Source organism: Pseudoalteromonas sp. KAN5, from assembly GCF_022846535.1.
Lineage (GTDB): Bacteria > Pseudomonadota > Gammaproteobacteria > Enterobacterales > Alteromonadaceae > Pseudoalteromonas > Pseudoalteromonas haloplanktis.
Genome location: NZ_AP025589.1, coordinates 3622189 through 3647800 on the forward strand (window position 1 = coordinate 3622189; position 25612 = coordinate 3647800).

Annotated in this window: 24 protein-coding genes; 15 read left to right on the forward strand and 9 right to left on the reverse strand. The window is 41.5% G+C overall.

Annotated elements, in window-relative coordinates:
* The first annotated feature begins 11 nt into the window (after positions 1 to 11).
* The 4 genes from rpsL to tuf all read left to right on the forward strand — a co-directional run bounded on the left by rpsL (position 12) and on the right by tuf (position 4345).
* The gene (gene rpsL / locus KAN5_RS16100) at positions 12 to 386 is read left to right on the forward strand and encodes a 30S ribosomal protein S12 (protein ID WP_002958885.1); all 375 of its coding nucleotides are present in this window, start codon (positions 12 to 14) and stop codon (positions 384 to 386) included.
* Positions 387 to 483: 97 nt separating this feature from the next.
* Positions 484 to 954, forward strand: a complete 471-nt coding sequence (gene rpsG, locus KAN5_RS16105; protein WP_016710546.1) for a 30S ribosomal protein S7 — start codon at positions 484 to 486, stop codon at positions 952 to 954.
* 27 nt (positions 955 to 981) lie between these two features.
* Positions 982 to 3096, forward strand: coding sequence for an elongation factor G (gene fusA / locus KAN5_RS16110; RefSeq protein ID WP_016710545.1), 2115 nt, complete (start codon positions 982 to 984; stop codon positions 3094 to 3096).
* A 64-nt stretch (positions 3097 to 3160) separates the two neighbouring features.
* Positions 3161 to 4345, forward strand: coding sequence for an elongation factor Tu (gene tuf / locus KAN5_RS16115; protein ID WP_064668786.1), 1185 nt, complete (start codon positions 3161 to 3163; stop codon positions 4343 to 4345).
* An 87-nt stretch (positions 4346 to 4432) separates the two neighbouring features.
* On the opposite strand, the gene KAN5_RS16120 is transcribed toward tuf, so the two are convergent.
* A complete protein-coding gene (locus KAN5_RS16120; protein ID WP_244390105.1) occupies positions 4433 to 4711 on the reverse strand; it encodes a hypothetical protein in 279 nt (92 codons plus the stop codon).
* A 72-nt stretch (positions 4712 to 4783) separates the two neighbouring features.
* Between KAN5_RS16120 and KAN5_RS16125 the strand changes: the two genes are divergently transcribed.
* The 3 genes from KAN5_RS16125 (at position 4784) to KAN5_RS16135 (ending at position 9022) form a co-directional block, all read left to right on the forward strand.
* Entirely contained in the window at positions 4784 to 6373 is a 1590-nt protein-coding gene (locus KAN5_RS16125; RefSeq protein WP_244390106.1) for an alkaline phosphatase, read from the forward strand.
* 11 nt (positions 6374 to 6384) lie between these two features.
* Positions 6385 to 8175 (forward strand): alkaline phosphatase, encoded by a 1791-nt coding sequence (locus KAN5_RS16130; RefSeq protein WP_244390107.1) that lies wholly within the window; start codon positions 6385 to 6387, stop codon positions 8173 to 8175.
* Positions 8176 to 8308: 133 nt separating this feature from the next.
* On the forward strand, positions 8309 to 9022 hold the full coding sequence (locus KAN5_RS16135) for a hypothetical protein (protein ID WP_244390108.1): 714 nt from the start codon (positions 8309 to 8311) through the stop codon (positions 9020 to 9022).
* 44 nt (positions 9023 to 9066) lie between these two features.
* On the opposite strand, the gene KAN5_RS16140 is transcribed toward KAN5_RS16135, so the two are convergent.
* The gene (locus KAN5_RS16140) at positions 9067 to 11133 is read right to left on the reverse strand and encodes a TonB-dependent receptor (RefSeq protein WP_244390109.1); all 2067 of its coding nucleotides are present in this window, start codon (positions 11131 to 11133) and stop codon (positions 9067 to 9069) included.
* A 219-nt stretch (positions 11134 to 11352) separates the two neighbouring features.
* Between KAN5_RS16140 and KAN5_RS16145 the strand changes: the two genes are divergently transcribed.
* Positions 11353 to 12156 carry a VOC family protein gene (locus KAN5_RS16145; protein ID WP_138555570.1) on the forward strand — a complete coding sequence of 268 codons (804 nt, stop codon included), beginning with the start codon at positions 11353 to 11355 and terminating at the stop codon, positions 12154 to 12156.
* On the opposite strand, the gene KAN5_RS16150 is transcribed toward KAN5_RS16145, so the two are convergent.
* Entirely contained in the window at positions 12133 to 12915 is a 783-nt protein-coding gene (locus KAN5_RS16150; protein WP_016709604.1) for a hypothetical protein, read from the reverse strand. The two genes, KAN5_RS16145 and KAN5_RS16150, sit on opposite strands and share 24 nt — an antisense overlap.
* 150 nt (positions 12916 to 13065) lie before the next feature.
* On the opposite strand from KAN5_RS16150, the gene KAN5_RS16155 reads away from it, so the two are divergent.
* The 5 genes from KAN5_RS16155 (at position 13066) to KAN5_RS16175 (ending at position 18575) form a co-directional block, all read left to right on the forward strand.
* On the forward strand, positions 13066 to 13731 hold the full coding sequence (locus KAN5_RS16155; RefSeq protein ID WP_016709603.1) for an SDR family oxidoreductase: 666 nt from the start codon (positions 13066 to 13068) through the stop codon (positions 13729 to 13731).
* 304 nt (positions 13732 to 14035) lie between these two features.
* Positions 14036 to 14401 (forward strand): hypothetical protein, encoded by a 366-nt coding sequence (locus KAN5_RS16160; protein ID WP_138555569.1) that lies wholly within the window; start codon positions 14036 to 14038, stop codon positions 14399 to 14401.
* A gap of 4 nt (positions 14402 to 14405) precedes the next feature.
* Complete coding sequence (locus tag KAN5_RS16165) at positions 14406 to 16739, forward strand: fatty acid cis/trans isomerase (protein ID WP_138555568.1); 2334 nt, start codon at positions 14406 to 14408, stop codon at positions 16737 to 16739.
* Between the two features lie 108 nt (positions 16740 to 16847).
* The gene (locus KAN5_RS16170; protein ID WP_244390110.1) at positions 16848 to 17594 is read left to right on the forward strand and encodes a type IV pili methyl-accepting chemotaxis transducer N-terminal domain-containing protein; all 747 of its coding nucleotides are present in this window, start codon (positions 16848 to 16850) and stop codon (positions 17592 to 17594) included.
* 78 nt (positions 17595 to 17672) lie between these two features.
* Entirely contained in the window at positions 17673 to 18575 is a 903-nt protein-coding gene (locus KAN5_RS16175; protein WP_244390111.1) for a response regulator, read from the forward strand.
* Between the two features lie 6 nt (positions 18576 to 18581).
* Here the strand turns inward: KAN5_RS16175 and KAN5_RS16180 are convergent, their stop codons facing one another.
* Positions 18582 to 19199 carry a hypothetical protein gene (locus KAN5_RS16180; protein ID WP_244390112.1) on the reverse strand — a complete coding sequence of 206 codons (618 nt, stop codon included), beginning with the start codon at positions 19197 to 19199 and terminating at the stop codon, positions 18582 to 18584.
* Between the two features lie 151 nt (positions 19200 to 19350).
* Here KAN5_RS16180 and KAN5_RS16185 point away from each other — a divergent pair, with 151 nt between their 5' ends.
* Positions 19351 to 20796, forward strand: a complete 1446-nt coding sequence (locus tag KAN5_RS16185; RefSeq protein ID WP_244390113.1) for an ATP-binding cassette domain-containing protein — start codon at positions 19351 to 19353, stop codon at positions 20794 to 20796.
* A gap of 375 nt (positions 20797 to 21171) precedes the next feature.
* Here KAN5_RS16185 and KAN5_RS16190 read toward each other — a convergent pair whose 3' ends face one another.
* Positions 21172 to 21465, reverse strand: a complete 294-nt coding sequence (locus KAN5_RS16190; RefSeq protein WP_244390114.1) for a type II toxin-antitoxin system RelE/ParE family toxin — start codon at positions 21463 to 21465, stop codon at positions 21172 to 21174.
* Positions 21465 to 21704, reverse strand: a complete 240-nt coding sequence (locus KAN5_RS16195) for a type II toxin-antitoxin system ParD family antitoxin (protein ID WP_138555563.1) — start codon at positions 21702 to 21704, stop codon at positions 21465 to 21467. The genes KAN5_RS16190 and KAN5_RS16195 overlap by 1 nt, the downstream gene beginning before the upstream one ends.
* A 305-nt stretch (positions 21705 to 22009) precedes the next feature.
* Between KAN5_RS16195 and KAN5_RS16200 the strand changes: the two genes are divergently transcribed.
* Positions 22010 to 22318 carry a hypothetical protein gene (locus KAN5_RS16200; protein WP_016709594.1) on the forward strand — a complete coding sequence of 103 codons (309 nt, stop codon included), beginning with the start codon at positions 22010 to 22012 and terminating at the stop codon, positions 22316 to 22318.
* A gap of 225 nt (positions 22319 to 22543) precedes the next feature.
* On the opposite strand, the gene KAN5_RS16205 is transcribed toward KAN5_RS16200, so the two are convergent.
* The 3 genes from KAN5_RS16205 to KAN5_RS16215 are packed head-to-tail and all read right to left on the reverse strand — an operon-like array spanning position 22544 to position 25556.
* The gene (locus KAN5_RS16205; RefSeq protein WP_138555561.1) at positions 22544 to 23422 is read right to left on the reverse strand and encodes a TraB/GumN family protein; all 879 of its coding nucleotides are present in this window, start codon (positions 23420 to 23422) and stop codon (positions 22544 to 22546) included.
* Between the two features lie 45 nt (positions 23423 to 23467).
* Positions 23468 to 24901, reverse strand: coding sequence for an ATP-binding protein (locus tag KAN5_RS16210; RefSeq protein WP_016709592.1), 1434 nt, complete (start codon positions 24899 to 24901; stop codon positions 23468 to 23470).
* Positions 24882 to 25556 carry a response regulator transcription factor gene (locus tag KAN5_RS16215; protein WP_016709591.1) on the reverse strand — a complete coding sequence of 225 codons (675 nt, stop codon included), beginning with the start codon at positions 25554 to 25556 and terminating at the stop codon, positions 24882 to 24884. The genes KAN5_RS16210 and KAN5_RS16215 overlap by 20 nt, the downstream gene beginning before the upstream one ends.
* Positions 25557 to 25612 lie beyond the last annotated feature (56 nt).

Here is a 25612-nt window from a genome sequence, read left to right on the forward strand (position 1 = left end):
GAGCTATTTAAATGGCAACTATTAACCAGCTAGTGCGTAAGCCACGTCGTAGCAAGGTTACTAAAAGTAACTCAGCTGCGCTTAAAGCGTGTCCGCAAAAGCGTGGTGTATGTACTCGCGTATATACAACTACCCCTAAGAAACCAAACTCGGCGTTACGTAAAGTAGCTCGTGTTCGTTTAACTAACGGTTTCGAAGTAACATCATACATCGGTGGTGAAGGTCATAACCTTCAAGAGCACAGTGTAATCCTAATCCGTGGTGGTCGTGTTAAAGATTTACCAGGTGTGCGTTTTCACACTGTTCGTGGTGCACTTGACTGTGCAGGCGTTAGCGACCGTCGTCAAGCTCGTTCTAAATACGGTGCAAAACGCCCTAAAGGCTAATTGTTATCCGTTAGTAAGGCCAAGCACTAAATATTATTAATTATTGTTTTGGGTGATTGACTCGAAAGAGCAAACCTGAATAAACCGGAGATACAAAATGCCTAGAAGACGCGTAATAGGTCAACGTAAAATTCTTCCAGATCCTAAGTTCGGATCGGAACTTCTTGCAAAATTCGTTAACATCGTAATGTTAGACGGCAAGAAATCTACTGCTGAAAAAATCGTTTACGGTGCGCTAGATGTGGCTGCTGAGAAATCAGGCAAATCGCACCTTGAAATCTTTGAAACTGCACTTGAAAACATCCGCCCACAGGTAGAGGTTAAATCTCGCCGTGTTGGTGGTTCAACGTATCAAGTACCAGTTGAAGTACGTCCAGTACGTCGCAACGCATTAGGTATGCGTTGGTTAGTAGACGCTGCACGTAAGCGTGGCGAGAAATCTATGGGCTTACGTTTAGCTCAAGAACTTGTTGACGCTGCTGATAACAAAGGCACTGCGGTTAAGAAACGTGAAGACGTTCACCGTATGGCTGAAGCGAATAAAGCATTCGCTCATTACCGTTGGTAATCTGTCCTTAACCTTTAAGAGGATTTTATGGCACGTACAACTCCACTTGAGCGCTACCGTAATATAGGTATTGTTGCTCACGTAGATGCAGGCAAAACCACTACAACAGAACGTATTTTGTTCTACACGGGTCTTTCTCATAAGATCGGTGAGGTACATGATGGCGCCGCAACTATGGATTGGATGGAGCAGGAACAAGAGCGTGGTATCACAATCACTTCTGCTGCAACAACGTGTTTCTGGAAAGGGATGGACGCGCAATTTGACGACCATCGTATCAATATTATTGATACACCAGGACACGTAGATTTCACTATCGAAGTAGAGCGTTCTTTACGCGTACTTGATGGTGCGGTAGTTGTGCTTTGTGCTTCATCAGGTGTACAGCCGCAAACAGAGACAGTTTGGCGTCAAGCGAACAAATACGAAGTTCCGAGAATGATCTTCGTAAATAAAATGGATCGCACGGGCGCTGACTTCTTAACGGTTGTTAGCCAAGTGAAATCTCGTCTTGGAGCAACGCCTGTTCCAATTCAGTTGCCGGTCGGCGCTGAAGACGACTTTAAAGGTGTTATTGACCTTATAAAAATGAAAATGATTAACTGGAATGATGAAGACCAGGGAATGACTTTCACTTATGAGGCAATACCGGCAGAACTTCAAGATTTAGCTGAAGAATGGCGCTCAAACTTAGTTGAAAGCGCTGCTGAAGCATCTGAAGAACTAATGGATAAGTATTTGGAAGGTGAAGACCTGAGTGAAGCAGAGATTAAAGCTGCTTTACGTCAGCGTACATTAGCGAACGAAATCGTCCCTGTAACTTGTGGTAGTGCATTTAAAAACAAAGGTGTTCAAGCTGTGCTTGATGGCGTTGTTGAATATATGCCTGCACCAACACAAGTGAAACAAATTCAAGGTATCCTTGAAAATGGCACTGAGGAAGAACGTCCTGCTGATGACAACGCACCGTTTGCTGCACTTGCTTTTAAGATTGCAACAGATCCGTTCGTTGGTACTTTAACTTTCTTCCGTGTTTACTCTGGTACTGTTAAACAGGGTGATGCGGTTTACAACTCAGTAAAAAGTAAGCGTGAGCGTCTTGGCCGTATCGTTCAGATGCATTCAAACTCACGTGAAGAGATCAAAGAAGTCCACGCAGGCGACATCGCGGCGGCTATTGGTCTTAAAGACGTAACAACAGGTGAAACACTGTGTGATCCGAACTCTATTATTACGCTTGAGCGTATGGAGTTCCCTGAACCAGTAATCTCTGTTGCGGTTGAGCCTCGCACAATCGCTGACCAGGACAAGATGGCTATCGCACTAGGTAAACTAGCGGCAGAAGATCCATCTTTCCGCGTACAAACTGATGATGAGTCAGGCCAGACTATTATTTCTGGTATGGGTGAACTTCACCTCGATATCATTGTCGACCGTATGAAACGTGAATTCAGTGTTGAATGTAACGTTGGTAAGCCGCAGGTTTCTTACCGTGAAGCTATTCGTTCAACTGTTAAAGTTGAAGGTAAATTCATACGTCAATCAGGTGGACGTGGTCAATATGGTCATGTCTGGCTTAAACTTGAACCGATGGATATTTCGGATGATGAAGCACCAATTTACGAATTCGTTAACGAAACCGTAGGTGGCTCAGTACCGAAAGAATACATCCCTGCGGTAGACAAAGGCATCCAAGAGCAAATGGCTCAAGGTGTGTTGGCAGGCTACCCATTACTTGGCGTGAAAGCGACTTTATATGATGGTTCATTCCATGATGTAGACTCGAATGAAATGGCATTTAAAATAGCAGGTTCAATGGCGATGAAGCAGGGGGCGCTACAAGCAGACCCTGTACTTTTAGAGCCAATGATGAAGGTTGAAGTACTCACTCCTGAAGCAAACATGGGTGATGTAGTTGGTGACTTAAATCGTCGCCGCGGTATGATCGAAGGCATGGAAGAAGCGCTAGGCGGGCTTAAATTAGTTAACGCTCAGGTTCCGCTTTCTGAAATGTTTGGTTATGCTACTGATCTACGATCTGCGACACAAGGTCGTGCCTCATACTCTATGGAGTTTTTGAAGTACGCTGAAGCCTCGAAGCATGTTGCAGATACAATAATTACAGCTCGCGCTGTTAAGTAATTTTTTAGCTCGGTTTGGTCCACAGTGGACTGAACCTTTAATTTCTTTATAGGAATTTTTTAAGATGGCAAAAGCAAAGTTTGAACGCGTAAAACCGCACGTAAACGTAGGTACAATCGGCCACGTTGACCACGGTAAAACAACCCTAACTGCAGCAATCACTAACGTACTTGCAAAAGTATACGGCGGTGTTGCTAAAGATTTCGCATCAATCGATAACGCTCCAGAAGAGCGTGAGCGTGGTATCACAATCTCAACTTCACACGTTGAGTACGATACACCTACTCGTCACTACGCACACGTAGATTGTCCTGGACACGCGGATTATGTTAAAAACATGATCACTGGTGCTGCTCAAATGGACGGCGCTATCCTAGTTGTTGCTGCGACTGACGGCCCTATGCCACAAACGCGTGAGCACATCCTTCTTTCTCGTCAAGTTGGCGTACCTTACATCGTTGTGTTCATGAACAAATGTGACATGGTTGATGACGAAGAGCTACTTGAATTAGTAGAAATGGAAGTTCGTGAACTTCTTTCTGAGTACGACTTCCCAGGTGATGACTTACCACTAATCGCTGGTTCTGCGCTTAAAGCGTTAGAAGGCGAGAAAGAGTGGGAAGACAAGATCATTGAACTTGCTGACGCACTTGATTCTTACATCCCAGAGCCAGAGCGTGACATCGATAAGCCATTCATCATGCCTATCGAAGACGTTTTCTCAATCCAAGGTCGTGGTACAGTTGTAACTGGTCGTGTTGAAGCTGGTATCATCAACGTGAATGACGAAGTAGAAATCGTTGGTATCCGTGATACAACTAAATCTACTTGTACTGGTGTTGAAATGTTCCGTAAGCTACTTGACGAAGGTCGTGCTGGTGAGAACATTGGTGCACTTTTACGTGGTACTAAGCGTGAAGACGTTGAACGTGGTCAAGTACTAGCTAAGCCTGGTTCAATCAAGCCACACACTACATTCACTTCAGAAGTATACGTACTTTCTAAAGATGAAGGTGGTCGTCATACTCCTTTCTTCAAAGGTTACCGTCCACAGTTCTACTTCCGTACAACTGACGTAACAGGTGACGTACAGTTACCAGAAGGCGTAGAAATGGTAATGCCTGGTGATAACGTTAAGATGACAGTAACTCTAATCGCGCCAATCGCGATGGACGAAGGTCTTCGTTTCGCTATCCGTGAAGGTGGCCGTACTGTAGGTGCTGGTGTTGTAGCAACTATCGTAGAGTAATAGTTAGCCTAGCTAATTAATACTAAAAAAACCCGAGCCTAGTCTCGGGTTTTTTAATGTCTGCGATTTGAGCTGTAAGCCGTCAGTTTAAGACAAATTCGTCTTGACATGAAAGTTGAAGCGGGCAAATTTTCTAGCTGATAGCTGATAGCTGATAGCTGATAGCTGATAGCTGATAGCTGATAGCTGATAGCTGATAGCTGATAGCTGATAGCTGATAGCTGATAGCTGATAGCTGATAGCTGATAGCTGATAGCTGATAGCTGATAGCTGATAGCTGATAGCTGACCTAACGTTATGATATAACAAATTAAATTCAATCAAACCTTTCATTTTTATGTAATCTAAAGTCACTTTTTCAGTCACAAATTCTGCCTAGTATGATTGCTCTGATTATTACTAACTTTCTTGTTCATAACGTACTAACGGAATTTAAAAATGAAAATTAATAAAATTGCGACTGCAATTGGATTTACACTGGCATTGTCTGCGACGGCAAATGCCGGTGTATTACCAGATAATCAAACAAAAAATGATTGGTATAGCGCTGCACAAAGCAAAATAACGGCTAAGCAGGCAATGGCTACTACCGCACCCGCTACAAAAGCAAAAAACGTAATTCTATTCGTGGGCGATGGTATGGGTGTATCAACGCTCACCGCGGCGCGTATTCTTGCGGGTCAACAACAAGGCGCTTTAGGTGAAGAAGGCTTTTTGAGTTTTGAAGAGTTTCCATATTCTGCGCAAGTAAAAACCTATAACGTAGATGCGCAAACGCCAGATTCAGCAGGCACCATGACGGCTATTATTTCTGGTGTTAAAACGGATGTGGGTGTTATTGGTGTAAACGAAAATATAGAGCGCGGTAACTGTGCAACGGTAGCAGGTAATGAATTAATTACGGCTACTGAACTTGCTGAAATAAAAGGCTTAGCTACTGGAATCGTTTCTACTGCACGTATCACCCATGCGACACCGGCTGCAACCTATGCAAAGTCAGCCGATCGTAACTGGGAAGATATCTCAGATATGCCAGCAGATGCGGTTGCTGCAGGGTGTGAAGATATCGCCTCACAGTTAGTTAATTTTGAGAAGAATTTAGAAGCGCGTTTTGTTGGTGTTGATGTTGATGGTCTTGAAGTTGTAATGGGTGGTGGTCGTCGTCATTTCTTACCAAAAGATGCGGCGTTTAATTCTGTCGATGCGATGAGTGAGGTCGAAGGTGACCGCACTGATGAGCGTGACTTAACGGCGCAGTGGCAACAGCAATATCCTGAAGGTAAATATGTGGTTGATCAGGCTGGTTTTGACAGCTTAAGCACAGATACAACGCGTGCGTTGGCATTATTTAATGAATCTCACATGCAATATGAAGCAGACCGCAGCAATGATATTGCTGGCGAGCCTTCACTGACCGAGATGACGACTAAAGCCATAGATATCCTGAAAAATAATGAAAAAGGCTTCTTCTTAACGGTTGAATCAGGTCGTATCGATCACGCTCACCATGCGGGCAATGCTTATAACGCATTAAATGACACTATTGAGTTAGCCAATGCGGTTAAAGCTGCTGTAGAAAATACCGATCCAAGTGAAACACTTATCTTAGTGACTGCGGATCATAGTCATGTATTCACTATTGCTGGTTACCCAAAGCGTGGTAATCCAATTCTAGGGCAAGTAGTTGCTGTTGGTAGCGACACGGCAACGCTTGCAGCTGATGGCATGCCATATACCACAGTTGGTTACGCAAATGGTTTAGGCTTTAGAGATTTAGGCGATGAAACAGATGCCGATGCGTCGTATTCAGAAGCGGCAGCCGCAGGGCGTGTAGATTTGAGTGGTGTAGATACTTTAGCTGCTGGTTTTCATCAAGAGGCCACAGTGCCAATGGGCTCAGAAACCCATGCTGGTGAAGATATTTCATTACACGCAACGGGACCTGGCGCGCAGTTAGCACAAGGTGTGGTGGAGCAAAATGTAATTTTCCACATAATCAATCAAGCGCTCGAACTAATAGAAGAATAATGGTGATGACAATGAAAAAATTAAATTTAATATCTCTTGCCGTGGTTGTTGCATTAGCAGGTTGTTCTGATGACGATGATAAAATTGATTCACTGACTGTGGAAAACGCAATTACTGTGGGCTCTGAGCAATGTATCAATGGTGGCATTGAAACCTTAACGGGTGAAGACACCAATCAAAATGGTGAACTTGATGCGGATGAAGTCACTGCGACATCTGTTGTATGTAATGACCCTGCAACGTCATTAAATGCACAGCAGCTAGCGCCGCTTACAACAAATACTTGGTTTAAAGAAGCCAAAACTCAACTCGCTACTAGCCAAGATAATATAGCTAATATTATTACAGAATCAGGTAAAGCGAAGAATGTGATTCTGTTTGTTGGTGATGGCATGGGTATTTCGACAGTCACCGCAGCGCGTATTTTAGCGGGTCAGTTACAAGGAAAAATGGGTGAAGAACACCAGCTAAGTTTTGAAACACTCCCATTTTCAGGTTTTGCTAAAACTTACAATGTAGACGCACAAACACCTGACTCTGCGGGTACTATGACAGCAATGGTTTCGGGTGTAAAAACAGATGTCGGTGTTGTTGGTATTGATGAAGCAGTGGTTAACGGCAATTGTTTGTCAGGTAAAGGTCATGAACTTATTACTTCATTAGAGCTGGCTGAAATTGCGGGTAAATCAACTGGTATTATTTCAACTGCGCGTATTACTCATGCCACACCAGCTGCAGCTTATGCTAAAGCGGCTAACCGTAATTGGGAAGATATCTCCGATATGCCTGAGTCTGAGGCTGCAAATTGTGAAGATATCGCTTCGCAACTGGTTAATTTTGAAAAGAATTTGGAAACACGTTTTGCTGGTGTCGACGTTGATGGTATCGAAGTGGTAATGGGCGGCGGTCGTCGTCACTTCTTACCTAAAGATGCGTCATTTAATTCAGCCGATGCAGTAAGCTCAGTAGAAGGTGATCGTACTGATGGGCGCGATTTAACGGCAGAGTGGCAGGCTAAATATCCAAATGGTCAATACGTAATGGACCAAGCGAGCTTTGACGCGATTGATGTGGTAAATACTAAGCAAGTGTTTGGTTTATTTAATGAATCCCACATGCAATATGAAGCAGACCGCAGTAACGATATTGCGGGAGAGCCTTCTTTATCAGAAATGACAGCAAAAGCATTAGACGTATTAGATAATAACGACAAAGGCTTTTTCTTAACTGTAGAAGCAGGGCGTATTGACCATGCTCACCATGCAGGTAATGCTTATAATGCGTTAAACGATACAATTGAGTTGTCAAAAGCGGTACAAGTTGCACTTGATAAAACCAGCATTGAAGATACATTAATTATTGTTACAGCTGATCACAGCCATGTATTTACCATTGCAGGTTACCCTAAACGTGGTAATCCAATTTTAGGTAAAGTGGTTGCTGTGGGTGAAACTGAGCCAAGCCTTGCGGCAGACAACATGCCGTACACCACAGTTGGTTATACCAATGGGGGTGGATTTAGAGATTTAGGTGAGGAAACCGATGCAGATGCAGGCTATAACTTTGCTCCTGTTACGGGTCGTGTTGATTTAACTGATATTAATACACAAAGCCCAGGCTTCCACCAAGAAGCGTTAGTCCCGCTTTCATCTGAAACCCATGCAGGTGAAGATGTAGGGGTTTATGCTCGCGGCCCAGGTGCCCACCTTGTTACTGGTACTAATGAACAAAGCTTTATTTTTCATGTTATGGATTACGCTGCTGATTTAGTGCAACAAGCTGATGACAAAGTGGCTAATTAAATGACAGTGGCTAACTAAGAGCACAACACTGTTAGATTATAAGAGCAACTCGTAGATGAGTTGCTCTTTGTCATTAATTTGCCAAATAAACACTTTACAGTGCTCCTCAGTATTAGATAAAAAAGAGAAATCAGTGAAAAAACTCATCGCATCGTTAGCATTCATAACTCCATTGGCCAGTGCCGCACAATGCGACCTTGATAGCCAATATGTACAAGCACACTATCAGGTTAGCAATCAGCAGACGACAACCAATGCGCTTGCAAAGGATCAACAATTTACATTGTGGCGAACGCCGCATCAAGTTGCCGAGCAAGGCCATGAATTAGTTGAAGTATGGCAGCAGTTACGTAATCAACAGATCAGGCCTATTCGATATTTCCAAGCACAACAGCGTGGTATTGAATATCAGCCAACAGAGGTGCACGGCCAGCAAGATTGGAGTACTAAGTATCAATTAGTGAGTGATAACTTTATTGCCAAAATGACGCTAACCAATGAGCAAGGTGAAGGGTGTGAGCGTCTGCAAAATTATCAGTTAGTACAAGGTGATACTAAGATTGAACTGGCATGGTTGGTAAATAAAAAGCTGATAAGTTCAATGCGTATTAGCAAGCCACAGTTAACGCAAACATTAAGCTTAGTGTCGGTACATTTTGATAAAGCTGACGTGTTACAACAGTTTGCCAATTGGGATAGTTACCAAACGACTGATTACGCCGATATTGGTGATAATGAGAGCGACCCATTCTTAGCTAAAATGATTAACCTAGGTTTTATTGAGCATGGTGCGTCAGGTTTTTATGATGCTAACGGTAAAGCACTGAGTGGTGGGCATAGTCATTAAAAAGAGCGCCGAAGCGCTCTTACTAATCAATAACTCATTTACAGTTAGAAACCAAAGCTCCAATTTACACTGGCCACTCGGCCAGTACCCGCAAAGTAACGGGTCGCAGCAGGGTTAGTTTGGCCGTAATAAGTGATATAAAACTCATCGGTTAAATTATCAATACCTAAGCTAAATGCGCCGTATTGCTGAGTTTGATAGTTCACTGATAAATCAACAGTGGTATAACCTTCAAACTCACCACCGGTGTTATAATCACGGTCAAATAATTTGTTAGCTTGTAGACGACTGTTGATACTATTTGTCCACTGTTGCTGCCAAAATACATTCAGACGCGTTGGTGAAATATTACTGCCGCCTAAGTCACTTTCTACAACATTGTCACCATCACCATCATATTGCCCTTCGGTATCTGCATAATTAGCACCAAAGGTCGTATCGTCATTGAAGAAGTATTGTAAGTTTGCTTCTATACCCGATATTTCGGTACGTTCACGTTGTACACTGTAAATACCATCGGCATCTGCTTGTAAACGAGAGCCTAAATCAGAGTCTGATTCAAAATAGCTGGCTTTAAAGCTAAACAAGTCATTGTTATATTCAAGGCCTACTTCACGATTGTCAGAGATCACCGGTTCTAAGTTTAAAAAGCTTTCAACAGATAGCCCAGGCTGATTAATACCACGTAGTACTCGACCCACATCAGCCATACTAAAGCCTTCGCTGTAGCTGGCGTAAAAGCGTAGATCATCCGTCACTTGATATACGACACCCACATTACCGAGTAATTCGTTAAAGCTTGGCTCGCCACCTTCAACAAAGGTACTGCCGTAAGAGGCAAGGGTAGTGAAATCATCAACTTTTAGCTTACCGTATTCGTAGCGAGCGCCCACGTTGAAGGTCCAATCTTCAAGGCCATCAAAACGTAATTGTGCAAAAGGAGCAGCATTATTAAATTTTGTTTCTGGAACCCAGTTACGGCCGGTTTGTGCAAGCTCTTGGTAGGTCTCATCGCTTAATAAGTCAAGTCCGGTGACTAAATCAAAGTCGCTGCCAGCAAGGTTATTTTTGGCATAAGTTAGGCGGCTACCGAACTTTTGTGACTTGTTTTGAGATTGATCAAAAATGTCATCACCATAGTTGGGATCTTGAAACGTTGCAAAGTTGCCACCGCCATACATAGCAGCAAAGTCTTGCATAAAGAGTTGAAGCGACAAACTGCCGCCAGCGAGGTTGTTGTGCACATAATCAACCGTGGCTGTCGTAACTCTGTTACGAGGGGTTGCACCTTCAACATCACCTTTTTCTGCGCCCGTTGGGATCCCAGTTGTTACATCACCATCGGTTGCAATATAGTCGCCATTACCTTCAATTTTGTAATGGTTGAGCATCACTTGTAGGCTTTGCTCACTATCTAATTGGTATTTCGCTTTAAAGAATAGGTCCAAACTGGTTGAATCTTGGGTGTCGCCTTGGGTACCATCGAGACCGACTAAATTGCCATTGCCATCACGGTACATACCTGTACTACGTGCTGATACGCCTGCAACGATACTTAAATCATCTTTTTCCTGACTGAACAAATAGCTGGCTTTATAACTTTGGCTATCACTACCGCCAGTTGTTGGCGCGCTAAAACCAGCGGTTACTTGATGATTATTGTCGCCCGGTGTTTTGGTAATAATATTAATAATACCGCCACTTGCGCCCATACCTTGAATCGCATTGGCACCGCTGATCACTTCAATGCGCTCGATCATGGCAGGATCAATGGTATTGCCATCACGAGAACCATTACGTAATGGATTTGATTGTGGCACGCCATCGATCATATAAAGTGGTTCTCGACCACGCAGTGTTTCACCTGCACTGGTCATTTTTTGTCGACTTGGTGAAAAGCTCGGTAATAAGTTACCCAGAATCTGCGATAGATCTTGGGTGTGAGCCAATTGCTTTGCAATGTCTTCTGCGCTAATCACGTTAATTGTCGCTGGTACAGTGCTCACAGGAGCTGTACTACGAGTGGTTGATATTGTGATCTGTTCAATATCGGCTTGAGAATTAGCGAATGCAGCTAAAGGAGTTAGTAAAAACGGTAAGTAATATTTCATGGACACAATACAATCACTATTTGTTATGGTAGTAAAAATTGTTCGTATTTATACATTTATTTAGCTCTATTAGCAATATATTCAGCTCGAATTACCAGCAACTATTGCTATTAATGAAATTAATAGCTGTGTTAGTACTGGCTATGTCATAAATAAAATTGGCGAAAATGGCATTCCTCTTTTAATTTTAATAGACGTATTTTTTAAGGCGAATAAAGCATGAGTGAAACAAAAGTAAATCATCCCCATGGGATTTTTTGTTGGTCTGAGTTATGTACAACTGATTGGAAAAATGGCAAAGCTTTTTATACTGAGTTATTTTCTTGGGCGGCAGATGACCAACCGATTGGTGATGATCTTTATTACACTATGTTACAAAAGCAAGGCGATGATATAGCCGCTATGTATCAAATGTCATTAGAGCAAAAAACCGCAGCCACACCGAGCCATTGGCTAGCTTATATTGCGGTAGATAATATTGATGAAGTAGCTGCCAAAGCCACAAAATTAGGTGCTGATATCATTGCTGGCCCGCATGATGTGATGGACGCTGGGCGCATGGTGTTACTGAATGAGCCTGGTGGCGCACTGTTTGCGCTATGGCAAGCTAATGAGCATAAAGGCTGTAAGCGCTTAGGGGAGCTAAACACTCCGTATTGGCATGAGTTAGCAACACGTAATAGCGCTGCAAGCCGTGATTTTTATTGCCAATTATTGGGCTGGAAATGCGTCGAAAAACCAATGGAAGGTATGAGTTACACATTATTCACCATCGCCGATCAACCTGTTGCTGGAATGCTAGAAATGACAGAAGAGTGGCCAGCTGACATTCCTGCTCATTGGATGATTTATTTTGCGGTAGATGATTGTGATAATTACGCTGCCACCGCGCAGCAACTTGGTGGTGAAGTGTGTGTACCGCCAACTGATATTCCTGAAGTAGGGCGTTTTAGTGTAATCACCGATCCGCAAGGTGCGGTGTTTTCGATCATGACATCGTCAATTCATGATATTCAAGATTAACCCATCGTCAATAGAGCTGTTTAACTGTATTGGTGGCAGCTCAATGATTTTGCCATTGCAGTGTGTAAACTCATTAGCAATCTCATTCAATATAACAGTAATTTCACCACTTGCTTTTAGCTTCGAAATTGACTGTTCAAGTGGTGCTAAAAGCGCTTGGTGGCGTTTGTGAATAAAGTGATGAAGAGGAAATGATTGCCCTAGAATTTCTCGGATATAGACTTGCTCTAACCCGGATTCACATAAAGTGCCTTTAGGAAATAAGCTATTACCAATGATGGCATGAGCACGTTGTTTTTTTAATGCGATAAAGGCTGATTTATCATTGATCACGGTATTACAGCTTAATAACTTGGATTCACACAGTGCTTCGGTAAATAAAGTCCCCGAAATAGTTAAAAACCCTTGATTGACATCTAGCTGGCAGAATGATTCTTCAATACAAAAAAGTACAATTTTAAGTTCAGCGAGAGGAGTCGGTATCATTAATAGTGATTTATATTGATTGCCAATAATAGTAAATCGTCCAGCTTCGGCATCATATAATCCGGCATTTACTTGCTCAAGCCCTCGCTTGCTTGGTAAAAAAATGTAGTGTGGCGTTATATCTAAAGGTGCATAAATTTTATTAAATAGCGTTTCAATTTGAGCTTGACCTAACTGATAAGACGCACTTTCTGACACATTAATAGTGTAATTATTAGCAGCGCTGGCTGTTGTAAATAAGCTAACAAAAAATATCAATAAAACTTTATACATAATGAGCGTGATGAAAGGGTGGTGTATTTAACATAGCATAGAACGAAAGGCTTGCAGTTGTAGTTTCAGTTTTATATTTAGTTCTTGTATTTTGTGGAATTACCCCAAGTAATTAGAACAGGTTAAATTAACAGCAATATGGAGAAATTGATGACAAAGCACGTGGTAATTACTGGCGCAAATCGTGGCATCGGCCTTAATTTATGTCAGCAATATTTAGCAAAAGGCTACCAAGTTACGGCTGTGGTACGTACACCAAGCGATGAACTTAAAGAGTTAGACGTTACAGTGATCAGCAATATCGATGTTGCTAACGCTGCTGATATTGACACCCTAGAAAGCCAATTGCATGGTCATAAGATCGACTTACTCATTAACAATGCTGGTATTTTCCATAATGAAAGTATGGCAGAAATGGATTTTGATACGCTCAATCAACAAATTGCAGTCAATGCGGTAGCACCGATCCGCGTGACTCATGCTTTGATCCATAGTTTAGGTGTTGATGCTAAAGTCGCCATGATCACCTCTCGTATGGGGTCAATTGCTGATAATGGCTCTGGAGGCTATATTGGTTATCGCATGTCAAAAGCTGCACTGAATGCGGCCTCAGTGAGTTTAGCTCATGAATTAAAAAGTAAAAAAATTGCTGTTGGGTTATTTCATCCAGGTTTTGTGCAAACGCAAATGGTTAATTTTGCAGGCGATATCTCGCCAGAATTATCAGCACAGCGCTTAATACAACGCATAGATGAACTAAGCTTGAGTAATACGGGTGGTTTTTGGCATTCAAATGGTGAAACCCTACCTTGGTAAATTTGCCAAACAGCACTTCTATATTTCAACAGTTGGTGAGTAATACCAATTCGCAATAATAAAATCATTTTGAGGGATTAAACCTGACGCTAACGGCGTTAAAAATTTCTGATTTATAGCAACTAAATAACGAAATTTTTGCCTTGTTATCGACGAGGTTTGCTTGCCTCAAAATTGACTCCTTAATTAAGCGAATTGCTATAAAACTCCACTAACTGTTGAAATCTTTCGCTAATTTTTAATACTATTATTTGCTATAATCGCTCTATTAAAAGCCAGAACAGTCGTATTTAGAGAGCAGCACATGGAATTAGAGCAAGATAGCAGTTTAACCTTACCGTTATTTCTTTTTGATGAAACCTTAAATGAGCGAGATTTAGAGGCACCAGATCTGTTGATCAGTGTACTTTTAGATGACGACTTACTTACTCAGCTTTGTCAAAACCCTACGCCTGATAGTAGCGTTGCAATTACTATTGCAGATTACTTGGTCGAAGCGCATAACCCTGCTTTTAGTGAGCTAGTTTCACAGGCACATCATGCACAGTTGACTTTAAGCCACGGGCCTTTATTAAGTGCAGTGCTAGATACTCAGTCAGATCACACATTTGTGTCACCGCAAATGGATATGATGCCGACCTTTGATTTAGGTGATGATGAGGACGAATAAAGCGATGAAAAAGCCTTTTTTATTAAGCATGTTGTTTATTGTGCTAAGTGGCTGCGCTTATTTAGGTGCAGCTCATTACGATGAGCTTTTTGGCCCAGAGCAAACGCAGCAACGTATTGTTGCTCATAACACGGGCAGTGGCGCTGAATTTTTACAGCATGTACAACCTGTACTTGAAAGCCGTTGTGTGGTGTGTCACGGTTGCTATGATGCGCCATGTCAGTTAAAACTATCATCGCCAGAAGGGATCGACCGTGGCTTAAGTAAAGAGCTTGTGTATGACGGCACCCGTTTGTTAGCGTCAACACCGAGCCGCTTACTGTTTGATGCGACACAAACCAGTCAATGGCGAGAAAAAGGTTTTGCCCCAGTGCTCAATGAGCGAGAGCAATCAGAACAAGCTAATCTTGCAGGCAGCGTGTTATATAACAGTCTTGTGCTGAAAATGAGTTCTCCTTTACCGGAAGAAGGTGTGCTTGATGATGAGTTTGATTTTTCACTAGATCGTTCCCAAAGTTGCGCTTCGATAGGGGAGTTTGACCGTTTGGCTGATAGCCAGCCGCATGCGGGGATGCCTTACGGATTACCGGGTATTTCACGAACCGAATTTAAGCACTTAGAGAATTGGCTTAAAAACGGTGGTAAAATGGCGCATATTAAACCGCCAAGTAAAACCGTGCTTGCACAGGCTCAGCGTTGGGAAAGCTTTTTAAATCAAGATGGTTTAAAGCACCAGTTAGCTGCGCGCTATATCTTTGAACATTGGTATTTGGCGCATATTTACTTTGCACAAGATGGCGAAAAAAGCTTCTTTAAACTAGTGCGTTCAACGACCCCGCCAGGGCAAGATATTGTATTGGTCAATACGCGTCGTCCATACGATGATCCTAAGGTAGAGCGAGTGTATTACCGTTTGATGCATGATAGATCAACTATTTTGGCCAAAACACACTTACCACTTGCCTTGGATGATACAAAGTTAGCACGTTTATATCATCAGTTTATTGAACCTGATTACAAAGTTGAAAAAATGCCGAGTTATACGGCTGACGTAGCATCGAATCCATTTAAATCCTTTGCGGCAATCCCTACTAAATCTAAGTATCAATTTATGCTTGATGAAGCTGAGTTGATTATTATGGGCTTTATCAAGGGGCCAGTATGTCGTGGTCAAATTGCTTTAAATGTTATTAACGACCATTTTTGGGTGGCGTTTGCAGATCCAGATAAGGCTGCAACACCAGAAGTGGGGCAAATGCTAATGCAACATGAAGATGCACTGGCGCTACCTGCCGCCGAAGAAAGTAATGCTTTACCAATTTCAAGTTGGGTAAAATATTCACAGCGACAAAGTGCTTACCTTGAAGCAAAAGTAAAACTGGCAAATAGCATGTTCAAAAATGGCGAAAACCTTACTACCGACGTGTTATGGCGTGGTGAAGGGGTTAATGATAATGCCGCATTGACTATATTTCGCCATTTCGATAGTGCGACTGTAGTTAAAGGCTTTATAGGTCAAGAGCCGAAAACCATGTGGGTACTGGATTATGCATTATTCGAACGTATTCACTATTTGCTGGTGGCGGGGTTTGATGTGTATGGCAATATAGGCCATCAGCTCATTACGCGTTTGTACATGGATTTCCTCCGTCTTGAGGGCGAGCAAAACTTTTTAGCTCTGCTACCACAACAACAGCGTAAACAGCTCAAAGCAAACTGGTATCGTAAATCGCCAACAAGTCTTACTGAATTTTTTAAAAGCGGTGAGAGCTTTAGCCAACCAACTGGGGTGGAGTATCAAACTCAAGATCAACAACACGAGTTGTATGGGTTAATTAAGCAAACTTTAAAACCAGTGCTTAGCCCTCGCTATGACTATAAACAGGTTCCAGAGCCGTTACAGCAGTTAAATAACATGCCCGCCAAGGCCGTTAATCTACTGCCACAAATCTCTTATATTTTAGTCAAAGATGGTGATAAAGAGCATCAAGCGTATACCTTGATCCACCACAATGCTCACTATAATATTTCGAGCTTATTAAACGAAGAAGGGCAGCGAGCTTACGCAGAGGACACAGTCACAATCGTGCCAGGTTTTATTGGTGATTACCCTGAAGCTATTTGGTATTTGAACAATCCGCAACAGGTTGCATCTTTTGCGGAGCAGTTACCAATGATGCAGGTTGAGGCCGATTATAGGGCACTGAAGAGCCAATTTGCTATTCGCCGTACCCACCCGCAGTTTTGGCAATACAGCGATATTTTGCATCGGGTTGCTCAGCAATACCGTGGCGTAGAATACGGCTTATTTGATTATAATCGTTTAGAAAATAGGTAGTAAATAAAGCTGGTAGAACCAAGCTCAGATTAAAATGGGCTTGATTCTATTAGTGCACAGTGTCAGATTATTAGGCTTGGGCTACACTTAACAGAAAAAGAGCCTCTTATGATTCAAATCATTGCTAATATTCGCTCTCGCTACCGTTGGGCATTATTAGCGATTGCCATCCTCAGTACTGCAACCGCACTGTTAATTCAGTATATGCTGTTTGTGCAAAAAGACGACGCGCATATTATTAACGTAGTGGGTAAGCAGCGTATGTTATCGCAAAAAATAGCGTGGCATAGTAATGCACTAATAACAGAAACAGGCTTAGATACGCCGTTGCATCTTGCAGTTTTAGAGCAAGCAATTGCAGAGTTTACTGCGGGCCATGCACTTTTAGTACAACAGCAAGCAAATGGTGGTTATACGTATTTAAACGATAAGCTCGTTAGTTATTATTTTTCTCCACCAGTAAACCTTGCGCAAAGCGCCCAAGCATATTTAGATAAAGCGCAATTAATAGTAAATAATCGTAATGCCAGAACAGTAGATCAGTTATTTCATGTAGCGGATAGCGAAGCATTGCTGAAAGATCTGGATGGAGCAGTTACTTTATTTGAGCAGCACGCACAACAGAAGTCACAACTATTATCCTACCTAGAATTAAGCTTTTGGTTTACCACATTGGCTTTATTACTTATTGAGTTGAAATTTATCTTTCGGCCAATGGAGCACTTAGTTGCAGCGACGATCAATAAGTATCAACAACAAAAAGCGCAAGTAGAACAGATCAGCCATTACAAAGAGCGTTTTATTGCACGGGCAAGCCATGAGTTTAGGACGCCATTACAAGGGCTTGTTAATTAGATTGAGCAACTACAGCTACCAGCAAACCAACAACAAGTGCAAAAGCAAGCTAAGTATTGTGCTAGTAGGATTGTTACTATGTTGGATGAGCTGCACGAATTACAACAATTTAATGCAGGCCAGTGGCAACTAAAGCCAGTTATGCAAAACTTACTGACGAGCCTTGAATCCGTAATCACTCCATTTAACTATGCATGTGAGACTAAAAATCTACAACTTGAAGTAAACTTAAGTGCCGACTTAAATCAAAATGTCATGCTAGATCATAAGCGTTTACAGCAAGTGATCACAGAACTATTAAGTAATGCGATTAAATATACCAGCAAGGGTTTAATTGCAATATCAGTAAACTATCGGGACGGTCAATTGCACATTGCGGTGACGGATAGCGGAGCTGGGTTTGCACAAAATTACCCTTATTTAAATCTAGATAGCACAGATAGCGACAATAACTTTCAAGGCTTACAAACAGGTTTAGTACGCGTTCAGCATATTATTAGTGCTATGCAAGGGGGAATTGAATTTAAGGATCTATCGCCTCATGGCGCAAAAGTTAAGATCCGCATGCCACTGGCTGAATTAGAATCAACAGCAGAGCCCGCGTTATTACCGGCATCGTTAAATTGTTTAGTAGTGGAAGATAATTTACTAAATGCGACGATTTTATCGCGTATTTTAAGCAACTTTAACTACAGTGTAATAACGGCTGAAAACGGTCTAATTGCAACAGAAAAAGTCACTGAGAATAGCTTTGATGTGATTTTTATGGATTTAAATATGCCAGTGATGGATGGCTTTCAAGCAATTGATATAATTCGCCAAGAGCTTCATTCAATGACCCCAATTATAGTTGTTACAGCTAATACTGCTGCCAGCGATTTAGAACGTACGTATGATTTAGGCGCGAACGCTCATGTGTATAAACCATTTGGAGTGAGTGAGATTGAAAAAGCCCTTATACATGTCTTTGATAAGGGCTGATTGCTGCTAGTGGCGAACTTTGATATCGCCCACACCAACCTCAACATTAATACTGTATTGGCCATCACCACGGTATTTACTGGTTGAACTCACCATTTTGCGGCTATGCTTAGCATCATTTTTCATTCCTGATACCTTGGTATCGCCAACGCCACTATCAAGGGTGATTGTTTGGTAATCATCTAATGCACTGCTGATCCTTACAGCCCCTACACCAACATCGATGTTAGCTGTGTTAGCAAAATCAGTGAGTTCAATATCGCCCACGCCTAACTCTATATCTATAGCCATGCTTGTAGGTAGGCTGACCTGCCAGTTTTGTTGTACTTCGTCATTTTCAATCGACAGGCTCAGCGTATCGTTATTTTGTTGATGCTTTAAAGTGATATCTTCCAGTGCCACATCATCGCTAAACCAGCTGTCATTTTTTGCTTTGAGTTCAATCGACACCGTAACGTGATGACCTTGGTGAGTGCTAAATTCTAAACTGCCAACCGGAACGTTGATTGCCAATGCTTGATTGGCCGTGACATCAAACGTCCGTTCAATTTTTTGCTCGGCATGGGCTGTAACACTGCTGGTTAATAATAGTGCGGCTAGGCTAATGGTGCTAAGTATGTTCATTATTGTTACTCATTGTTGTTGGCTTTATAGATTAGACGTGAGCAAATTTAAAAAGGTTTAAACGGTGTGAATTTTATTCTATAGCCATGTTTATTAAAGTCATGTACTTTCAAACTAAGTAATTAACTATGGTGGGTTGATAGGAAGTACTGTGAAGTCAATTAAACTTAATAATGTAACGGCTAATCTAGGCGTCGATGAACACGTGAGCTTCGCGCTAAGTAACTTAACGTGGCAGGTTGATAGCAATCAGCATTGGGTGCTACTTGGTGGTAACGGAGCTGGTAAATCAGCCATTACTGCAGTCCTACTCGATCAGGCTAATATTGTCAGTGGTACGCGACGTTGTGATTTTGAGCGTATGGAAATAGTCTCTTCAGACATGCAAAAGCAATTACTTGCCGCCGAGTTATTAGTTGACCAAGATGATATCACCGATGGTAAAACTGATCCTAAATTAGTGTCAGAATTAATTTATCAACAAGCAAGTGCAAACTTTGATGAGCAGTTATGCCAGCAGCTAATTACTGGGTTTGCTTTTGAGCCATTACTTAAGCAACGTTTACGCGCACTCTCCACAGGTGAAACACGCAAGTTGATGTTGATCAAAGCACTCAGTAATCGCCCTGAACTTATCGTGCTTGATGAACCCTTTGATGGCTTAGATGTTGAAAGTACTGAGCGATTAAATACCATATTGGCAGCGCTAAGCGACAGTATGACCATGGTCTTTGTACTTAATCGTTTAGCTGAAATCCCAGCATTTATTAGTCATTATGGCTATGTAATTGCCGGTGAATTGCAGTATCAGCTCGCAAACCCTGACGAAAAACAGCGCGATGACTTATTTAAACTATTACATTTAGCGCATACAGACTTAACCATTCCTGACAAAGATATGCAGCACAGCGCCCCTGCGTTTCATGATCCTGAGTTAGTACGATTGCAAAATGCCAGCGTCAGTTATAATGGCCAGATTATTTTTAGCAATTTAAATTGGACAATCCAAGCACAGCAACATTGGCAGTTAAGTGGTAAAAATGGCTCCGGCAAAACCTGCCTACTTAACTTAATCACCGGCGATAATCCGCAGTGTTACAACAATGATATCAAGGTATTTGGTTTTCAGCGTGGCAGTGGCGAAAGCATTTGGCAAATCAAACAATATATAGGCTATATTTCCAATGCCTTGCACATGGACTATCGCGTTAGTATCTGCGCACTCAACACCATAATATCGGGTTTTTACGACAGTATAGGCCTGTATCAAAAGCCAACACAACGCCAGCTTGACCTTGCCATGCAATGGTTAGCGCTATTGGGCTTAAGTGAATTTAAAAATACCCCATTTACTCAACTGTCTTACGGCGATCAACGCATGTTGTTAATTGCCCGCGCTATGGTAAAACACCCAACATTACTGATTTTAGACGAGCCATGCTTAGGGCTTGATGAAGCCAATCGACAGCGTGTTTTACTGCTAATCGAAAAAATATGCGCCGCAGGCAGTAGCACAGTGATTTATGTAAACCACCACGCCAAAGATAAAATAGCCGGTATTGAACACTACTTAGATATGGCAGATTTTAGCGGGTAGAGAAGGTGCTAGGGGTAGAGAAAGGTTCTAGGGACTAGGCGCTAGGAAAAACCAGAGCAGCTCGGCGTTAAGTTTATCACCGTAGATACAAGGTTGGGTTGAGTGCAACGAAACCCAACGACAAACCTAGCACATAGTAGGTCGTCATTTATGGCGACAGCTTTAGTTATTGTAATTGACGCGCTAAAGCACGACCTACGCCAACCTCAGGATCTAGTTGCCTAACCTCTTTGTGAGTAATTCACTTAAACACATTTTGTACAAAGAGAAGGGAATGAGCAGTAAATGATGGGGGCAAAATAGCAACTCGGCTATGTTTGAACCATCAATAACAATAAATTAGAAACAAGTGATTCTACAGGCTCGTTATATTTTTCAGAGCGCGCGGTTAACATCCATACTTTTGTGTAATATTCTCACGATTAAAATTTGCTTTGTTTTATGTTCTTTATAATAAATTACGTGACTACCTTGAGGCCGTTTTCGATAACCTTCCCTTATGTAATCGCAATGAACTCCCAGCATAGGTTCGTCGGCTAATTGCTGGAAAGTACTATCTAACAGTTTTAAATAGTCATTTCTTTGCGCTGTACCCCAAGTTAACTGAGTATATTTGGCTATTTTTATTAAATCGCTTTTGGCTTTTCCTGATACTTCGAATTGCGACATTAGTGGTTATCTTTGTCCAGCTCTAAAATCAAAGAATCATACGAGTAATCCGCAACGCCACTGTTTTCACCGTCAATTAGCATATTGCGTAAATTCATTGTCTTTATTTCCTGATCTTCTAGGGCTCTTAAACCAGCACGTATTACTTCACTTGCTGAGCCATAACGACCTGAGTTAAGTTGCTGATTTATAAACTTATCGAAATGTTCGCCTAATGTTACGCTTGTATTCTTAGCCATAATGTAAAACTTTTTAAATACCAATATATACCGGATTATGGTATAAAAAATATATCAAGGCAATTAAATGGGCAAAAAAGCAGTTGGCTTTTTTCTCTTACCTTGCCAGTTCAGCCAGCTATTGTCTTGCCGCTTTTTTCAAGCTAGTTGTCGCCTTTTAAGCTCTTTGTGACTAATTATTTCTGTCAATAAGTATTGTTGAAAAGTATATTGTGTAAACTTGTCAGCTTTTTTTGGTCATAATCTAAAATGAAAAAATCAACTGGATGTCATTTCATTTTAGAGCTTAGGGAGGTTAATTAACTATGGAATCTATAAGGATAGCCGTCGCGACGTTGGGATTTATCGCTGGCACTTTTTTGATAATGGGGATGCTAATTGTCCATTTTGACTGGACATACTTGTTTGCAGGGTTTGTCTTTTATCTTTTTACTTACCTTGTTTGGCCAAGCAAAAAACGCGGTAAGCGTGTTTCAGAAAGCGCTATAATTGACAAGCTTGAACTTATAGTTGAGTTTCCTATTGAGCTTATAATCTGGTTGCTTAGGATACTAGGGGGGTTATTGAGAGGCTTATTAGGCGGTAAAGGTGATGGAGCTGATATCGACTTCTAAAGGAAGCAGGCGGCCACTTTTATAATTTCAGTGTCCTTACGATATTAGCGCAGCAGCTACTTCTATATTCCTCTAAAGCGCAGCGTCTCTTAACCTCTTTGTGAATAACTTACTTAAATTTTTTTGCACAAAGAAAAAGGGAATGAGTAGTAAATGAGGGAGGACAATAAATTAGCCCGCTTGGCTATTGCTAGCCAAGCAGATGAAGTGTCTATTTGTGAGTCATTAAAGACGAGTTACTGTAAAACCTTGGTCTTTAAATTGTTTTAATAAACCGTGTTGCTCTGGTAAGTGTAGGGCGCCTACGGCGATAAATAACTTTTCTTTACCGATGCGTGGCGTGAGTTCTGTTACCCAATTATTGTTACGTTCAATCAGCATCACTTGTTCGCTGATCTCACCATAGTTACTGTCGTCAAAACTTTCATTGTAATACTTAGTTAGCGTGACCATGTCACCGTTTTTCCACGCATCCACTAAGGTAATAAAATAGGTTTCTACGTCGGCAAGTTGTTCAAACGTTTCTTCAATCATCTCATTGCTTAACAATGACATGTGGTTAAACATTTCCATTTGATATTCAAGGGTTTCTAACTCGCCCACTGCTATATTCTTATCTTTGGCGTAAGCAAGTACTTGCTTATCGATACCTGTTTGATCAGAAAATCCAGCATTTTGGAATTCCATTTGCATCATGGTTACCATTACCGCCCATGGGGCTAGGTTATTAAACATCGCAATATCTATCGACTTTTTGCTGAAGTATTCTTTTAACTTAGCGTAGTTTTGCTCTGATAACTCACTTTGCAGGGTCTTACCATTTTTTAGCATCATAAACGGCATAGAGCGTCGTTGCATTTCCATTGGGCTAATTGCACTGATATCAACTTCAACAATTACTTTATCACTGGCATCAATGGCTTTAGTGACTTTCTCTGGTAGACCTTTCATGCTGGCATCACCTACATGCACGGTGCCAAATAAATAGCTGTTAATACCGTTTTTCTCGATTTGCCAAAGGCCCGGTTCACTATGACTGGCAAAACTAATACACAGGAAAAGCGATAAAATAAAGTAACTGCTAATACGTTGGGTGAGGTTCATAATTGTCCTTATTAATAAATTACCGAGATAATATAAACTAATATTCTATCTAGGTAATGTTAAAATTAGTGCTAAGCGAGTATCCGGTTTATTTTTAGCGCTGATACTAAAGTGGTTTAAGTTGCATAAACTTTTTACTATCGATAACCCTAAACCGTGACGCTGGTTGTTCGTTCGTGAACTATCTAGTTGATAAAGCGGATCAAAAATCGCTTCTAGTTGTTGTTCACTTAATGGTTCTGTAAGGGCATTGCAGAGAGTAATAGTCGTTTTGTCTGCAAACTGCTCAACCCGTAAATTAACGCTTTGGCCAGGTACACCATAAAATAGTGCGTTATCGAGTAAGTTAGTCAAAATGGTATGCAAACAAAACTTATCTACTGTAACAAGCAGGTCCACGGCAATATCATGTTGTAATCGTTGTTCAATATCTGGGTGCTTAAACTGCAGTTCGTTACTGAGGTCATTTATAAATTCACTTAAATTGAGCTTTTCAAGGTTTAGTTCAATGGCGCTGCTACCAGCTCGTTGTAATAATAGAAGATTATTAACTATGGTTTTCATGCGCTGCGAAATGGCGAGTATATCGCTGGTGTAGGTGCTGGTTATGCGTTCATCGTTGGGGTAGCGCAATGCCACTTCAGAGAGGCTAATTAGCTCTGCAATAGGGGTTTTTAACTCATGAGCAATGTCACTAGTAAGGCGTTTTTCATTTTGATAGAGCTGCTGATTGGTGGTGATGAATTTATTGAGCTCATTACGAATAGGCTCTATCTCTTCTACCTTAAAGTCACTTTTAATGGTTTGTGAGGCGCCAGTGATATCGAGTTGTTTAATTTGTTCGTTTAAGTTATTCAGTGGATAGAGGCCACGATTGACGATGCGGGTAACTAAGTAGCGTACGCCAAATACTGTAATAATACAGGTAAGCAAAAATACGACATCAATAATGATTAACACTTTATTTAATGCTGAAGTTGGTGCTGCAATTGTTAATACCATAGTATTAAAATGACCACTATTACGTGCACTTTCGTCTTCTTGCTGAGCAATGAAGTGACTGATCATCGCTCGCCCTTCTTCACCATTTGGTAGAGTGTAATCAATAATTTTAAATTCATTAATCGGAATATCTATATTAGGTAAGTCGACGCCTGGATAGATCTGTAACGAGTCGGATTTTTCGAAGGTGTGTTGTTCGTGCCACAATTGATAAAACTCGCTGGCATTAGCTTGCTCGTATTCAGACATAAACTCACCGGCAAAATCAAACTCCAGTTTGCCCGCATGATCTTTTACTAAGGTTTTTAAGTAATTTGCTTTATTGGACAAGGATTGATTGAATTGATTCTCGACCCAAGAATCGACGCTTAAATCGACCGTTAAAAAAATAGTTACTAAGATCAATGAGATCACAGCGGTAATATTATTTACTAGTTTTCGTTTAATCGAATGAAGCTTAGTCTTGTGAGGCAACATAGCCGAACCCTCGTTTGTTCTTAATAGGGAGTTCCCCGCCAAGCTGGCGGACTTTTTTACGTATTGCAGAAATATGCGCTTCGAGGGCGTTTTTTGACAGTATATCAAATTGGCCGACAACAGCTTCACTGATCATTTCAAGCCCCAATACGCGGCCTTTTGCGCCAAATAAGCATTCAATAATTTTATACTCGTTGCGGGTTAGGTTTACAGGTTGCCCTTGATAATGCAGAGTTTTTAATCCTAAATCTAACACGCAATCACCAACACTTAAGGTATTTTGTTGGCTGTGCAGTTGACCCCGACGAGAAAGTGCCAGCACTCTGGCATGCAACTCTTCAAATGAGAAAGGTTTAGTTAAATAATCATCTGCACCAGTCATCAAGCCGTTTATTTTATCTTGCGCTTCTGAGCGGGCAGATAGAATAAGTACACGGGTTTGGCTAGAGGTACTGCGTAGTGCTTTAAGAATACTCATGCCATCTACACTTGGTAGCATTAGGTCGAGAATAATGAGATCATAATCGCCGCTGAGTGCCATGCTTAAGCCATGAGATCCATCCCCTGTACTATCAACAGTAAAACCAAGATTATTGAGGCCAACATCTAAGCTGCGTCTAAGTGGTTCAGAATCTTCTATTACCAGTATTTTCATTGTGTTAACTTTATAAACTGACGAATAAGCCTTACTACTTTAGCAAGGCTTAAAGA

What these genes read in the sequence shown, in the direction of transcription:
- rpsL (WP_002958885.1), top strand. Translation starts at nt 12, where the DNA reads ATGGCAACTATTAACCAGCTAGTGCGTAAGCCACGTCGTAGCAAGGTT.
- rpsG (WP_016710546.1), top strand. Translation starts at nt 484, where the DNA reads ATGCCTAGAAGACGCGTAATAGGTCAACGTAAAATTCTTCCAGATCCT.
- fusA (WP_016710545.1), top strand. Translation starts at nt 982, where the DNA reads ATGGCACGTACAACTCCACTTGAGCGCTACCGTAATATAGGTATTGTT.
- tuf (WP_064668786.1), top strand. Translation starts at nt 3,161, where the DNA reads ATGGCAAAAGCAAAGTTTGAACGCGTAAAACCGCACGTAAACGTAGGT.
- KAN5_RS16125 (WP_244390106.1), top strand. Translation starts at nt 4,784, where the DNA reads ATGAAAATTAATAAAATTGCGACTGCAATTGGATTTACACTGGCATTG.
- KAN5_RS16130 (WP_244390107.1), top strand. Translation starts at nt 6,385, where the DNA reads ATGAAAAAATTAAATTTAATATCTCTTGCCGTGGTTGTTGCATTAGCA.
- KAN5_RS16140 (WP_244390109.1), bottom strand. Translation starts at nt 11,133, where the DNA reads ATGAAATATTACTTACCGTTTTTACTAACTCCTTTAGCTGCATTCGCT.
- KAN5_RS16145 (WP_138555570.1), top strand. Translation starts at nt 11,353, where the DNA reads ATGAGTGAAACAAAAGTAAATCATCCCCATGGGATTTTTTGTTGGTCT.
- KAN5_RS16150 (WP_016709604.1), bottom strand. Translation starts at nt 12,915, where the DNA reads ATGTATAAAGTTTTATTGATATTTTTTGTTAGCTTATTTACAACAGCC.
- KAN5_RS16155 (WP_016709603.1), top strand. Translation starts at nt 13,066, where the DNA reads ATGACAAAGCACGTGGTAATTACTGGCGCAAATCGTGGCATCGGCCTT.
- KAN5_RS16160 (WP_138555569.1), top strand. Translation starts at nt 14,036, where the DNA reads ATGGAATTAGAGCAAGATAGCAGTTTAACCTTACCGTTATTTCTTTTT.
- KAN5_RS16165 (WP_138555568.1), top strand. Translation starts at nt 14,406, where the DNA reads ATGAAAAAGCCTTTTTTATTAAGCATGTTGTTTATTGTGCTAAGTGGC.
- KAN5_RS16170 (WP_244390110.1), top strand. Translation starts at nt 16,848, where the DNA reads ATGATTCAAATCATTGCTAATATTCGCTCTCGCTACCGTTGGGCATTA.
- KAN5_RS16175 (WP_244390111.1), top strand. Translation starts at nt 17,673, where the DNA reads ATGTTGGATGAGCTGCACGAATTACAACAATTTAATGCAGGCCAGTGG.
- KAN5_RS16180 (WP_244390112.1), bottom strand. Translation starts at nt 19,199, where the DNA reads ATGAACATACTTAGCACCATTAGCCTAGCCGCACTATTATTAACCAGC.
- KAN5_RS16190 (WP_244390114.1), bottom strand. Translation starts at nt 21,465, where the DNA reads ATGTCGCAATTCGAAGTATCAGGAAAAGCCAAAAGCGATTTAATAAAA.
- KAN5_RS16195 (WP_138555563.1), bottom strand. Translation starts at nt 21,704, where the DNA reads ATGGCTAAGAATACAAGCGTAACATTAGGCGAACATTTCGATAAGTTT.
- KAN5_RS16200 (WP_016709594.1), top strand. Translation starts at nt 22,010, where the DNA reads ATGGAATCTATAAGGATAGCCGTCGCGACGTTGGGATTTATCGCTGGC.
- KAN5_RS16205 (WP_138555561.1), bottom strand. Translation starts at nt 23,422, where the DNA reads ATGAACCTCACCCAACGTATTAGCAGTTACTTTATTTTATCGCTTTTC.
- KAN5_RS16210 (WP_016709592.1), bottom strand. Translation starts at nt 24,901, where the DNA reads ATGTTGCCTCACAAGACTAAGCTTCATTCGATTAAACGAAAACTAGTA.
- KAN5_RS16215 (WP_016709591.1), bottom strand. Translation starts at nt 25,556, where the DNA reads ATGAAAATACTGGTAATAGAAGATTCTGAACCACTTAGACGCAGCTTA.